We start from the raw sequence: 12404 nt of genomic DNA on the forward strand, positions 1-12404 counted from the left end.
GAACCCTAACCCGACCGGGCACCCGAACAACCGGACCTTCGCGACGTCCTCCGTCGATCGCGGCATGGTCAGGGTCGCACGGCGCCGCGACATGGGCTCCGCCGCCGCACCCACTATGCTAGCATCGTGCGCTTACGGGCGCCCGCAACGGGCGTGCCCGCGTCGGCTGTTCGTCCGGAGGATCGATTGAAAATGCGTTCGTTCGCGACTGTCAGCGTATTGACACTCGGCGCCTGGCTATTGGCCGGGTGCGCCGGGACCATGGAGGCGGATGGCTTCAATGCCAGCCATCGCCCACAACTGCTGATCCCCGGCGCCAGTCGTGACGAGGTCAAGGGTCTGGCCATGGGTTCCGCGCGTGCGAAAGGCTGGACCATCGTCAAATCCACGAATGACCTCCTGGTCGTTCAGCGGCAGGTCGCCCCCGCCTCACCGACCGCCGCTGCACTCGGCGCGGTCGGCGGCGCCCCCCCGCCCATGATCGAGGTGACCTCGGCCTTCACCGAACAGTCGGGCGGGATCAATGTCGCCCTGCGCGCCACCCTGGTTAGTCAGCCGCCGGGCGGGCGGGCGCCCCAACGTGTCGACTACACTGAAAATTATCGGGATGCCTTGACCCAATCGCTCGAGTCACTGCGGTCAAACTGGGGTGCCAACGGGCAGCGCGTCACCAACGCCATCCCGCCGCACACGGACGGCACCCAGAACCGAGTCGCCGATCCGGCCAACGCGCCCGCCGACAACCCACTGGTGAAAGTATGGGGAGAGACGCTGACCGAAACGACCCCGGCCAATCCGAGTGCCACCAGCGGTCCCGTCGCCACCCCGGCGGCGCCTCGCCCCTCGGCCGCACCGACGCCGCCGCCCGTGGCGAGCCCTGCCCCGCGATCGCCCGAGACCACCCGGTCACCCGCTCCGGTGATTGACGGCAGCAGTGCGCTCACCACCGACAGCGCGGCCACACGCCCGCTCACGCTGCCGGAACCGGAGCCGACGCCCGCACCGCTTGCCCCAGAGGACAACATGCTGACACTAAGCCAGGCGGGCGGCACCGGTACCTGGGCCTACTATGCCGAGCAATATGCGCGCTTGCGTGGGTGCACCGTCACGGATGCCGGATCGCAATTAATCGAGACCCACTCTGACGGCGAGATCCACAAGGTATCCTGTGTCGACTCCGCGGGCTACCTGTTGAAGTGCCAGAACGGGGTCTGCCGCGCGCTGAAATGAACCACCGACTGACCGGGTGTTCGCCGCACGCCCACCCGGACATGACCCGCCCCCCTCGCGTGGAAGCCGGACACGGCGCACGGCGCGATCGGCTGCCGCGAACTGCGGCGACCGCAGCGTTGCGAGCAAGACCCCGCTGCTTACCCTTCCTCAGCGGGATACTGGCGGTCACCGCCGTTACCCTGACCCAGGGTGCCGCGCCCGACGCGGGCATCGCCAAAGTCACCATTCGCACCGACGGCGGCACCGTCCGGGTGGAACTGACCGCCCCGGCCTTGACGCTCGTGGGGTTCGCCGGGGACCCCGGCAACGCGGCTCAACGCGATGACCTCAAGCTCGCGGCGGAAAACCTCCAATCCGGAGACGCGCTCGTGCGCTTCAACACCCAGGCAAGGTGCGTGCTCGAAAGCGCCAAGGTCGACGCTGATCCACGGATACGCAAAGGCACGGCCGACCTGGGTGCAAGTTACCGCTTCGGCTGCGCCCTGCCGGGCGAACTGCACTCCGCCGCCATCGGACTCTTCGTCGGCTTTCCGGCCCTGCGGCAAGCCCATGTCCACTACACGACGGCCCAAGGGCAAGGCGCCGCCATCGCGACCCCGAGCAACCCGATCGTCAACTTCATACCACTGCATTAAACCGCGCCCAGCGCGGTATGCAATGTTCTTGGATGAGGTCGGCCCGGCAGACTCGACGATTGCTGGAGCCGACACGGTTTAGTTTGCGGCACTTGACCGCCACGCCTCCCGGAATTAGCGTGCCCAGGGTTAACATCAGGAGCAAACCATGTCCGCAGTCACCTTTGACACCTTACGCTTTGCCAAGAAACTGGAAGCGGCGGGGTTGCCGACGCCTCAGGCCGAAGCGATTGCCGACGCCTTCCGCGAGGCCACCAGCGAGGAACTGGTGACCCGAGACTACCTGGATGCGCGTTTAGCCGCCACTCAGGCCGATCTCGTAAAGTGGATGGCCGGGTTGCTGATCGCCCAGGCGGCGCTGATCGCGGCCCTGACCAAGCTGCTGTGAGTTGACAACCCACCGCTGCGGGCCTAGGTTCCCGACGAGGACCACCCGGAGATACCGCGATGACCGCTGATGTTGACAACCTCGTGCTTGAGCACCTGCGCCTGCTGCGTTCCGACATCAAGGAGATGCGCACCGAGATGCAAAGCGGATTTCACGATCTGAAAGACCGCATGGCGCGACTGGAAACGGCCATGTTGCGTGTCAAGCGCGATGCGCTCGGCGCGGAGGAGAGTGTGGCCTTTCAGCAGGTCGCCCACGATCGGCTGGTGGAGCGAATCGAGCGCATCGAACGGCGCCTGGAACTGAGCGACGGTTGACCCGTGACCGGACGGTAGATCGCGCCGCGCAAGGCGGCCATCTGATCGACTCCGCCGGCCAGGCGGATTATCCGCTCGGCAGCGCTCTCGACTCGAAAAAGGTAGAGCCCCCCACGGAAATCCCCAAACGAACACCTTGCGGTGCACTGTGCGATCTAGAACACCGGGCACGGACGCCCGGCCGTACCAGGTCAGTGGTCGGTCAGTTCCAACCGCCGTTCGATGCGCTCAACGCGATGAATAACGGTTTGTAGGGTTTCCCGATCACTGGCAGAAAGGGCATACAGGCCGCCTAGCGTCTGTTCCATGACAGACAGCCGAAGATCCATCCGGTCGAGCCGTTGCTTGATGTCTGCGATATCCCCTCGCATCGCGCGCAAGTGTTCGAGTACCAGGCTTTCAATGTCTGCGGTCATCGTGGGCGCTCCGGGGTCAGGGACGAAAAGATATTCCCATTTTGGGAATATAACCGCCGAAAACGAAAACAGCCGGTATACGCTCATCACGCAACCGGCTGTTTTACTTGGTGGGTCGTGTAGGATTCGAACCTACGACCGATGGATTAAGAGTCCACTGCTCTACCAACTGAGCTAACGACCCGAATCATGCGAGCCACGTAGTTTAATGATTGAAATCAGGTTGTCAACCTGATTTGCCGACTGCGCGACACCTTGAATGGTGGGGTGGACGATGGGGATCGAACCCACGACCACAGGAGCCACAACCCTGCGCTCTACCAACTGAGCTACGTCCACCATTGACTGACCGACATCGGACTGAACGATCAGGGCACGCCCCTCGCCAGTCATCGAATTGGCGCGCCCGGCAGGACTCGAACCTGCGTCCCACGGCTGAGAAGGCCGTTGCTCTATCCCGCTGAGCTACGGGCGCCTGCGAGACGTGGAAATCCGGCGTTTGGTCGGGGTAGAGGGATTCGAACCCCCGACATCCTGCTCCCAAAGCAGGCGCGCTACCAGACTGCGCTATACCCCGGATTTGGATACAGTTCCAAAAACGAAGACCCGGAAGAGTACGCGTTTTTTTTTGACCAGTCAACAGATACTATCGGGATCATCAGCTCCAAGATTTGGGTGGCATCGCGCGACCCCTGGTGGATGCGGCGCGCGCGACCGCCGTGCCGAGTCACTGACACCGAGCGGCGCGCCTTATCCACCCTACAGCGGAGCCGGTTTTGTAGGGTGGATAAGCGCAGCGCATCCACCATCAGCCTCGCCGCCGGCACGCTGTCGGCAGCAGCCACCCAAATTTGGAAGCGCTGCGTCGGCAGTGATCAATGTCCACGCGACCTGGTCGGACCGCCAGTGCACCAGCCACGTCATACCCCGGCCAGCGCCTGGGTGAGATCGGCGGCCAGATCGGCACAGGTCTCCAGCCCGACCGACAACCGCACCAGGCCCTCGCTGATGCCGTGCCGGGCGCGCTCCTCCGGCGCATAGGTGGCGTGGGTCATCGAGGCCGGGTGCTGCGCCAGGGTCTCGCAGTCACCCAGGCTCACCGCCCGCGTCACCAGGTGCAAGCGGTCCATGAAGCGCACGCCGGCCTCATAGCCGCCGCGCAGTTCCAGGGCGATCATGCCGCCGGCGCGCGACATCTGACGGCGCGCCAGCTCACCCTGAGAAAAGGACGCAAGCCCCGGATACCAGACCTGGGTCACCGCCGGGTGCGCTTCAAGCAATTCCGCAAGCGTCTGGGCCGAGTCGCAATGGCGCTCCATCCGCAGTTCCAGGGTCTTGAGCCCGCGCAGGACCAGATAGGCGTCCAGCGCCGAGATACAGGCGCCGGTCATTTCCTTGACACCAAAGAAGCGGATCTGATCGATCATCTCGCGCGTCCCGACCACCGCCCCGGCCAGCAAATCGCCATGGCCGCCCAGATACTTGGTCGCCGAGTGCACCACCAGATCCGCCCCCAACTCCAGCGGGCGCTGCAGGCAGGGCGTGCAATAGGTGTTGTCGACGATGGTCAGTGCCCCATGCCGCCGGGCGATGGCGCTGACCGCGGCAATGTCCACCAGGCGCATGTTCGGGTTGGCGGGAGTCTCGAAAAAGACCACCCGGGTCTGCGCATCCAGCGCCGCGGCCAACTCGGCCGGCTGCGTCAGGTCGGCGAACCGCACCGCGATGCCCAGGCGCGCGAGCCCGTGTTCAAGATAGCCGAAGGTGCAGCCGTACAGGGTCTGATCCGCGACAATGGTGTCGCCCGCCTTGAGCAGGGTCCACAAGGCGGACGTGATGGCGCCCATCCCGGAGGCCGTGGCAAGCCCCGCCTCGCCCCCTTCCAGACTCGCCAGACGGGTCTCCAGCACCGTGGCCGTCGGATTGCCGACCCGGGAATAGACATAGCCGGGCGACTCACCGCGAAAGCGCCGCTGACCCTCGGCGATGTCCGGAAAAGCGAAGGTGGAGTTGAGATAGACCGGGGGGTTCAGCGACCCCTCGTGTTCCAGCGGGTTATAGCCTTGATGGATCGCGCGGGTGGCGAAGCCCAGACTGTGTTCGTCGTTCATCGCTTACTCGTCGTTCGTGAAGCCGGCGCACGAGCCGCCGGTGGAGTGCGGCGAGGCTAAACGCAGTGGCGGACCGAGTTCAAGCCCAGACGACGAAAACCGGCTCGGCTGTAGGGTGGATAAGGCGCGCTGTTCGGTGTCAGGAACCCGGCCACGGCAGTCGCGCGCGCCGCATCCACCGAGGGTCGCGGGATGCCGCCCGGACTTGGCATTGCGGCTGCCCCACCCTCGCGCTTGACCGGCGCGCCGTGCGGCGGCTGCTTGGGCAGTGCGGTGTCGGCCTCGGGCTCGTGCGGAAGAGCCGGTTCAGTGTCCCGCCCTGCCCCGGCCTCGATCGAAGACGGCAGATCCAGGCCCGCCGCTCCAGAAGCTTTGGGGTCGGGCGCGCTGTCCTGGGTGCTCCTGGTCCAGAAGAAATAAAAACCGGGCAAGGCCGCCAGGACGCCCAGCAGGATGACGGCGATCAACCGCCGGCGCCACCACGCAGACCGGGCGCCCGCGCCCGGCCCCCGCTCGCCGGGCGCACATTCCGGAGGAGGCGCGTCAGCCCCCAGTCCCAGCAGGGCCGCGGTGGCATTGTCCTGGTCGGGCCGGGCCGCGGCTTGCACGGCCTGGATCAGCGCCTGCGCCGCGACCTGCGGGTCTTGCCGGACCAGGGTCTTCAGTTCAGTCTCGGGCACGACGCCGTAGACCCCGTCGCTCAACACCAGAAGCCGGTCGCCGGGAGCCAGGTGCACCGGGTGCAGGTTGCGGTCGATCTCCGGGATGCGCGCCAGCCCCAGAAAGCTCGCCAGCGCCTGACGATCCGGGTCCGCGGCGGCCGCCTCGGGACTCAACAGGCCCTCCGCCACTTGGCGCAAAAGCTGATTGGCGTAGGTATGGTCGTCCGTGCACCGGGTCAGGGTGTCGTCGGCCGCCCGATAGTGATAGAGACGGCTGTCGCCCACCCCGACCCAGTGCAGTTGCGCCCCGCACACGACCACCGCCACCAGGGTGGTGCCGACCTGCCCCTCGCCCTCGCGGGCGCAGGCCAGGTCGTAGACTGCCTGATTGGCGGCTTGCAGCGCCCGCTCCAGTGCCGCGGGGATGGGCTCGTCCGGGCGCTTCGCCGCATAGGCCGCCATCATCCGCTCCACCGCGAGCCGGCTCGCCTGACGCCCGCCGCTCAGGCCGCCCATGCCGTCGGCCAGCACCAGCAGCACGCCCCCGTGGGCACGCAGGGCGGGATGGTCGAAGCCCAGGAAACCAAAGGCATCCTGCTGCTCGTCGCGGGCACCCTGCCATTGCGCATTTCCGGGTTGAATCTCCATGGCGGCCTCGGTCACAGGGCGATGCGCAACTCGGTCCGGCCGATGCCGATCACATCGCCGTCGCGCAGTGGATGGGTAGTCTGGATGGCGATCCCGTTGAGTCGGGTGCCGTTGGTCGAGCCCCGATCACGCAGCACCAGGCAGCCATTGTCCAGCGCCTCGATCTCCGCGTGTTGCGCGGAGACCTCGGCGTCATCGGCGAGGATCAGGTCACAACCGGGGATGCGCCCGAACAGCGCACTGGGGGCCGCGGTCAGCACCACCTGCTGACCGCGCCGCCGGCCGGTCATGAAGGTCGCCGTCACGGTCGCCCGCGACACCGACGGTGCCGCGCCCCCGCTCCCGGCGGCAGTGACGACAGGCACGGTGGGGACCGGGGCGGGGTCTTCCAACGCCAGGGGCTCAGGCGCGGGGCTCTCGCGCAGTGCCCCGGAGACGGCCGGGTCGCGCCGTCGGCGGAACAAAAAGACCACCATCAGCGCCCCGATCAGGCCAGTACCACCGGCGAGCCAGGCCCAGGGAGCTGCGGCACGCGCGGCCGGCACAGCCTCGGCGGGAATCGGCACCGGCGGCGCGGCCTCCGGGCTCGGCCCCGCATCGGCGGCGGGCGCCGCCGACCCGCTCGGGTCCGGCACTGCCGTGCCGGGCTCGGCCGGAGGCGGCGCGGCGGCTGAAGCCTCGGGCATCAGGCGCAGGTCGGTCCCCGCGGTCAACGTGACCCCGGCGTCGTGCAGGTCGATCTGGAGCCGATAGCGGTTGCCGTCCAGCGGACAGTCCGCACACTGGACCTGGACCCGATAGACCTCCGCGATGCGCGTCCGCATGGCCGCGAAGGCCGCGCTCGGGTCGTCCCGGCCGCCGTCGACGAAGACCCCGCCGGAGCGGCGGGCGAAGCGGCCCAGGGCATCGAGGCCGGCCTCGCGGCGGGCGCGGTCACGGAGGCTGCTGAACCCGACCGCATAGATCGGCACCGGACCCTCGGCGAGCATCGCGTAGACCTCCTCGGCGCTGATCCCGCCGGGGGCGTCGTCGACGCCGTCGGTGAGGGTGACGATGACACGCCGCTCCGGCAAGTCCGCCGCCCGCCGCCGCCCGAGATCGATCGCCCGCGCGAGTGCCTGGTGCAGGGCCGTATGGCCATCGGTCGGCGCCAGCTCGGCGATGGCGGCCAGCAATGCCGCGGTATCGGCGGTCGGTTCAACCAGCACCTGGACCCGGTCACCAAAACCGATCAGCGCCGCCCGATCCCCGGCCCCAAGCGCCCCCACCCAGTCGGTCAGCGCCTGCCGGATGCGGGCGAACCGCGGCGCGGACAGCGAGCGCGAGCGATCCACCAGAAACAGGTACAACACCCCGGTCGGCGCCGCGGCGAAGGGCGTCACGCTGGACACCGTCGCCGGATGCCCGCCGACCGTGGCATGGAGTTGCCCGGCGGTGACCCCGGCCACCGCCGCTCCCGCCTCGTCGCGGACCTCGAGATAGACGCCGATCTCCCGCCCCACGGCCACTGCCTGGGAGATCTGCAGGCTGGCCGGCGGCCCGGCCGCCGCGGTCTGGGCAAGTACCACCGCGAGTAAGAGCACGCAGCCAGTCAGGAACAAAGATCGGGCGGCTGACATTTGGGGTTTTCTCCGTGGCATCGCGTCAAGAGACGCTGCCTACAGCGCCAGGTGCAAACGGATCGCCGCGTCGACTTCCCGCAGTTTGTCCCCGGCGAGTCGGCCCAGCGCCGTGCCGGTGATGCGCTCCTTCGCGATGGTGTGGATCTGCTGAGCCTGGGCTTTGGAATCCTTGGGCAGACCGGAGTCCGCCCGCGACAGCGCCACCTCGAAGGGGTAGACCCGGGTCAGGTTGGACGTGATGGGCAAGACCGTGACGGTGCTCGCCGCGCGATTATTGGCGTCGTTACTCACGATCAGCACCGGGCGGCGTTTATTGATCTCGGAGCCCACCGTGGGGCTGAGATCGGCATAGAGGATCTCACCACGCTTCATGGGTCAGTCCGTCGCCGGCCGTCGCGTCCCAGTCCGCGGCATCGGCGGCGGACGCCTCCCGGTAGGCCGACTCCAGGTCATCTTCGCGCAGCCGACGCAAGGCCCGCTCGATGACTTGGGAGCGGCTCTTGATCGCATGGGCGGCGCGATAGGCATCGATCACCCCCATCGCCTCGGGGGTGAGTGAAATGGATAGCTTCTCGGTGCTCACAGGCTTTTCTCCAAATATTGCTACTCACGATGCTACCGTTACTGCTACCTCGCTGCAACAACAGCCAGGTCGGGTGGACAAGCGCAGCGCAGTCCACCGACCACCGCGCGGGGCTCGGTGGACTTCGCTCTCGCTCGTCCAACCTACGGCCGTCAGCGCGCGGCGGGCCTTATCGGGCATCGCGGATGCCAAGAAAATCGCGACCAAGGGGGCTATGCCCCCTGGCCCCCAAGAGCCCCATGAACCGCCCAAAAGGCAAAGGAGAAAAGGATCAGGGGGTAAGCGTCCTGGCCACGCGGAAACCGAGGTCGTGGCCCCGGACGAAGGTGTTGACCGAGCTGCGGTTGGCAGAGCGCAGGTTCCTGGGGCTGAAGTACCAAGACCCGCCGCGGAGCACGCGCAGCCCACGTTTAAAGCAAAAATCACGCCATTCCGATCCGTCCTTGGGTGCAAGGGTGTAGCTGTCGTGATAACAGTCCTGCACCAACTCCCAGACGTTGCCGTGCATGTCAGAGAGACCCCAGCGGTTCGCGGCGTAGCTGCCGACGGACTGGGTCTTTTTCAGCCAGACCCCATACGCGCCGCAGCCGGCATAGTCATCGTTGGCGTCATAGTTGGCCTGTGCGGTCGTGATGCAGTTGCCGGTATTGAACGCCGTGGTGGTGCCGGCGCGGGCGGCGTATTCCCATTCGGCCTCGCTCGGCAGCCGGTAGGCTGTACCGGTTTGGGCACTGAGCCATTTGACATATTCTTGGGCGTCGTCCCAGGAGACGTTGATGACCGGCCGGGTGCCGCGGCCCCAGCCTTCGTCGTCCGGCCGGTGCGTACAGCCGCCGAGGGTGACGCAGGCATCCCATTGGTCGAAGGTGACCTCATACTTGCCGAGTTCAAAGGCCGGCACCTCAACCTGGTGCTGCGAGCCTTCGTTATCCTCCCGCTCCGCTTCGCCCGGTGGCGAGCCCATCAGGAATCGACCGGCCGGGATGCGGACCAGCTCGGACTCGACGCGCCGCACCTGCTCGGCCGCTGCCGCCCGCTCCTGTTCCGCGCGCTCCTTTGCGTCCTGATGATTCACCCAGAGCCTAAGACCGATCAATACGGCCATTATCGCAAACAGCGCGGCAGCACCGACCCAGGGCGCAGGCTTCCACCCGGGTTCGGGCGGTGGCGGTGGTGGTGGCGGCCGAGGCGCTGGCGGCAGCGCTGGCGCTGGCGCTGGCGCTGGCGGCACCTTGCCCCCAGCCAATGCCTCCTGCAACTCAACCACGCTCTGCGGCCGCTCGCCGGCCGCCATCGCCAGCGCCCGGTCGAGCGCGGCACTGACCGTGGCGCTGACACCGAACCGCGCGGCCGGCGGGAGGGGTTCGCCCTGAGTCCGGTCATGGGCATCCGGCGGCGCGCTGCCGGTGAGCATCCGGTACAGCACCGCGGCGGCCGCGTAGATATCGGTCCAGGGGCCTTGATGGCCGCGGCGGCTGTATTGCTCCAGCGGGGCATAGCCCTCGGTCAGCAACACCGAGAGCGAACGGCTGCGCTCGCCGGCAACCTGGCGGGCGGCGCCGAAGTCGATCAGCACCGGGCGGGCGTTGCCGCCGCGGGTGGCGGCGAGATAGATGTTCTGCGGTTTGATGTCGCGGTGCAGCAAGCCCTCGGCATGAACCGCGCGCAGGCCGTCCAGGATCTGCTGCATCAGAGCGAGCGCCGTGGCCTCGGGCAGACGGCTGCCCGGTTGGCGGTCCAGGTGCTCGGCGAGCGTCAGCCCTGGGTAATACTCCATCACCAGATAGGCGGTGCCGTGGGCGGCGAGGACCTGGTGGATGCGCACGATGTTGGGATGGTCGAGCCGGGCCAGGGTGCGGGCCTCGGCCTGGAACTGCTCCAGGCCGTACCGGAAGCCCTGCGCATCGTCGGTCGAGTCGGGGGTGACCGTGGTGCGGTCGGCGTCGCGCCCGGCAATGTCGCGCGGGAAGTATTCCTTGATCGCAACCCGCCGGTGCAGTCCCAGATCCCAGCCGAGATAGGTGATGCCGAAACCGCCGGGCTTGCCGAGCACCCGGCCGACGAGGAACTGGCCGTGCAGCAGGGTGCGCGGTGCCAGGGTCTTGGCCGGGCGCGGCGCCTGCGCGTCGAAGCCGCAGTGCGGGCACGGATTGCCCCCGCCGGTCTCCTTGAAGCAACCGGGACAGAGGGTTGCCGGGTTCGGGGTCGTCATGCCGCGGTCACTCGTGGTGCATTGGTTTGCGTCAATTTGTCATTACGGGGATCGGACGCGGCGGATGGTGGACTGCGCTACGCTTGTCCACCCTATGGCCGTCAGCGCGCAGCAGGCCTCATCGCGCATCGCGGGGCCAAAAAAATCGCGACCAGGGGGCTTGAGACCCCCCTGGACCCCCCAGGAGGTGAAGGGGTAAAGGATCAAGGGGTAAGCGTCCTGGCCACGCGAAAACCGAGCAGGTGGTACCGGAAGCCGGTACCGAGCTCGAGGCGATTGGCGGAACGGAGATCCTGGGGATAGACGATCCAGGAACCGCCACGGAGCACGCGCCGACCACTGGTTCCGCACACATCGAGCCAAGCTGAACCTTCTTTGGGCGCGCCGGTGTAGCTGTCATGCCAACAGTCCTGCACCCATTCCCAGACGTTGCCATGCATGTCGTACAGACCCCAGCGATTGGCTGGGTAGCTACCGACCGGCTGGGTCTTAACCAGATAGACCCCGGTCTTGGCCCCGCAGCCGGCATAGTCGTAGTTGCCGTCATAGTTGGCCTGCGTGGTGATAATGCAGTTGCCGGTGCTGAAGGGGGTCGTGGTTCCCGCCCGGACAGCATATTCCCATTCGGCCTCGCTTGGCAGGCGGTAGTGCTTGCCGGTCCGGGTGCTCAGCCACTTGACATACTCTTGGGCATCGTCCCAGGAGACATTGGTGACCGGGCGGGTGCCGCGGCCCCAACCTTGGTCCGCTGGCCGATGCGCACAGCCGCCGCCGGTGACGCAGGCATCCCATTGCTCGAAAGTGACCTCGTATTTGCCCAACGCGAAGGCCGGGATCTGCACCTGGTGCTGCGGGCCTTCCCTATCCTTGCGCTCCGGTTCCTCCGCCGGTGAGCCCATCAGGAAACTTCCGGCAGGGATAGGCACCATCTCCGGCTCGAAGGCGAGCCGTGCAGGCGTGTTCGGCGTGTTGGGTTTGGGAACGACCACGGGTGCGGGCGGGATGGGCGCCGGTGTCGGCTTCTCTGGGCGCGGCGCCGTGACCAACGCAGGCTGTGCCGGAATCGGCGCGACCGGCGCCGCAACGCGCATGGCCACATAATCCATCGTGACGATGCCGGCGACCCCGAGGATACCGCCGACGACCCAGCGCCAGGGTCCGGCACCGCCCGCCGGTGGCGGCGGCGGTGAACGGCCGGTCTTCCGGCCCGGACGCGGCGGCTCGCGCGGCGGCGGGGTCGGCCCCGGCCCTTTCCCCTCGACCGCCTCACCCGCGGCCCCGGCCAATGCCCGCTGCAACTCAACCACGCTCTGCGGCCGCTCGCCGGCCGCCATCGCCAGCGCCCGGTCGAGCGCGGCGCTGACCGTGGCGCTGACACCGAACCGCGCGGCCGGCGGCAGGGGTTCGCCCTGGGTCCGGTCATGGGCATCCGGCGGCGCGCTGCCGGTCAGCATCCGGTACAGCACCGCGGCGGCCGCGTAGATATCCGTCCTTACAAGCACTGGAAACTCGAGCGCGAGGCCGATGGAGTGGCGTGGGCGATTCTCGACACGGCCGATTCATCGACCAACACCCTG

12 protein-coding genes and 4 tRNA genes are annotated in these 12404 nt (G+C 67.5%); 4 read left to right on the plus strand and 12 right to left on the minus strand.

The features are described 5' to 3' along the window. Positions 1 to 192: 192 nt before the first annotated feature. The 4 genes from QZY03_RS10390 to QZY03_RS10405 all read left to right on the plus strand — a co-directional run bounded on the left by QZY03_RS10390 (position 193) and on the right by QZY03_RS10405 (position 2573). Positions 193 to 1230 (plus strand): hypothetical protein, encoded by a 1038-nt coding sequence (locus tag QZY03_RS10390; protein ID WP_295580699.1) that lies wholly within the window; start codon positions 193 to 195, stop codon positions 1228 to 1230. Next, the gene (locus QZY03_RS10395; RefSeq protein WP_295580701.1) at positions 1227 to 1868 is read left to right on the plus strand and encodes a DUF2796 domain-containing protein; all 642 of its coding nucleotides are present in this window, start codon (positions 1227 to 1229) and stop codon (positions 1866 to 1868) included. Before QZY03_RS10390 ends, QZY03_RS10395 begins: the two co-directional genes overlap by 4 nt. 148 nt (positions 1869 to 2016) lie before the next feature. Next, complete coding sequence (locus tag QZY03_RS10400) at positions 2017 to 2256, plus strand: DUF1640 domain-containing protein (protein WP_295580703.1); 240 nt, start codon at positions 2017 to 2019, stop codon at positions 2254 to 2256. 59 nt (positions 2257 to 2315) lie between these two features. Then, the gene (locus QZY03_RS10405) at positions 2316 to 2573 is read left to right on the plus strand and encodes a hypothetical protein (RefSeq protein ID WP_295580705.1); all 258 of its coding nucleotides are present in this window, start codon (positions 2316 to 2318) and stop codon (positions 2571 to 2573) included. A gap of 191 nt (positions 2574 to 2764) precedes the next feature. Here the strand turns inward: QZY03_RS10405 and QZY03_RS10410 are convergent, their stop codons facing one another. From QZY03_RS10410 to QZY03_RS10465, 12 genes are all read right to left on the minus strand, one after another. Further along, positions 2765 to 2989 (minus strand): hypothetical protein, encoded by a 225-nt coding sequence (locus QZY03_RS10410; protein WP_295580707.1) that lies wholly within the window; start codon positions 2987 to 2989, stop codon positions 2765 to 2767. A 108-nt stretch (positions 2990 to 3097) separates the two neighbouring features. Further along, positions 3098 to 3173 (minus strand) — tRNA-Lys (locus QZY03_RS10415). Positions 3174 to 3252: 79 nt separating this feature from the next. Beyond that, positions 3253 to 3328 (minus strand) — tRNA-His (locus tag QZY03_RS10420). 59 nt (positions 3329 to 3387) lie between these two features. Continuing rightward, positions 3388 to 3464: transfer RNA gene (locus tag QZY03_RS10425), tRNA-Arg, on the minus strand. Between the two features lie 25 nt (positions 3465 to 3489). Further along, positions 3490 to 3566, minus strand: a tRNA-Pro gene (locus QZY03_RS10430). Positions 3567 to 3909: 343 nt separating this feature from the next. Further along, a complete protein-coding gene (gene megL, locus QZY03_RS10435) occupies positions 3910 to 5100 on the minus strand; it encodes a methionine gamma-lyase (RefSeq protein WP_295580708.1) in 1191 nt (396 codons plus the stop codon). 56 nt (positions 5101 to 5156) lie between these two features. Next, positions 5157 to 6410 carry a protein phosphatase 2C domain-containing protein gene (locus QZY03_RS10440; protein WP_295580710.1) on the minus strand — a complete coding sequence of 418 codons (1254 nt, stop codon included), beginning with the start codon at positions 6408 to 6410 and terminating at the stop codon, positions 5157 to 5159. Positions 6411 to 6421: 11 nt separating this feature from the next. Next, positions 6422 to 8029 (minus strand): VWA domain-containing protein, encoded by a 1608-nt coding sequence (locus QZY03_RS10445; RefSeq protein ID WP_295580712.1) that lies wholly within the window; start codon positions 8027 to 8029, stop codon positions 6422 to 6424. Between the two features lie 39 nt (positions 8030 to 8068). Beyond that, complete coding sequence (locus QZY03_RS10450) at positions 8069 to 8404, minus strand: type II toxin-antitoxin system PemK/MazF family toxin (protein ID WP_295580714.1); 336 nt, start codon at positions 8402 to 8404, stop codon at positions 8069 to 8071. After that, entirely contained in the window at positions 8391 to 8615 is a 225-nt protein-coding gene (locus tag QZY03_RS10455; RefSeq protein ID WP_295580716.1) for a ribbon-helix-helix protein, CopG family, read from the minus strand. The genes QZY03_RS10450 and QZY03_RS10455 overlap by 14 nt, the downstream gene beginning before the upstream one ends. A 271-nt stretch (positions 8616 to 8886) precedes the next feature. Continuing rightward, on the minus strand, positions 8887 to 10827 hold the full coding sequence (locus QZY03_RS10460; RefSeq protein ID WP_295580718.1) for a bifunctional serine/threonine-protein kinase/formylglycine-generating enzyme family protein: 1941 nt from the start codon (positions 10825 to 10827) through the stop codon (positions 8887 to 8889). A 203-nt stretch (positions 10828 to 11030) separates the two neighbouring features. After that, complete coding sequence (locus QZY03_RS10465) at positions 11031 to 12329, minus strand: SUMF1/EgtB/PvdO family nonheme iron enzyme (protein WP_295580720.1); 1299 nt, start codon at positions 12327 to 12329, stop codon at positions 11031 to 11033. Between the last annotated feature and the right edge of the window lie 75 nt (positions 12330 to 12404).

Source organism: uncultured Lamprocystis sp., from assembly GCF_903933125.1.
GTDB lineage: Bacteria > Pseudomonadota > Gammaproteobacteria > Chromatiales > Chromatiaceae > Thiodictyon.

Excerpts from the sequence above, each read along its gene's own strand:
- QZY03_RS10390 (WP_295580699.1), top strand. The coding sequence starts at position 193 with ATGCGTTCGTTCGCGACTGTCAGCGTATTGACACTCGGCGCCTGGCTA.
- QZY03_RS10395 (WP_295580701.1), top strand. The coding sequence starts at position 1,227 with ATGAACCACCGACTGACCGGGTGTTCGCCGCACGCCCACCCGGACATG.
- QZY03_RS10400 (WP_295580703.1), top strand. The coding sequence starts at position 2,017 with ATGTCCGCAGTCACCTTTGACACCTTACGCTTTGCCAAGAAACTGGAA.
- QZY03_RS10405 (WP_295580705.1), top strand. The coding sequence starts at position 2,316 with ATGACCGCTGATGTTGACAACCTCGTGCTTGAGCACCTGCGCCTGCTG.
- QZY03_RS10410 (WP_295580707.1), bottom strand. The coding sequence starts at position 2,989 with ATGACCGCAGACATTGAAAGCCTGGTACTCGAACACTTGCGCGCGATG.
- megL (WP_295580708.1), bottom strand. The coding sequence starts at position 5,100 with ATGAACGACGAACACAGTCTGGGCTTCGCCACCCGCGCGATCCATCAA.
- QZY03_RS10440 (WP_295580710.1), bottom strand. The coding sequence starts at position 6,410 with ATGGAGATTCAACCCGGAAATGCGCAATGGCAGGGTGCCCGCGACGAG.
- QZY03_RS10445 (WP_295580712.1), bottom strand. The coding sequence starts at position 8,029 with ATGTCAGCCGCCCGATCTTTGTTCCTGACTGGCTGCGTGCTCTTACTC.
- QZY03_RS10450 (WP_295580714.1), bottom strand. The coding sequence starts at position 8,404 with ATGAAGCGTGGTGAGATCCTCTATGCCGATCTCAGCCCCACGGTGGGC.
- QZY03_RS10460 (WP_295580718.1), bottom strand. The coding sequence starts at position 10,827 with ATGACGACCCCGAACCCGGCAACCCTCTGTCCCGGTTGCTTCAAGGAG.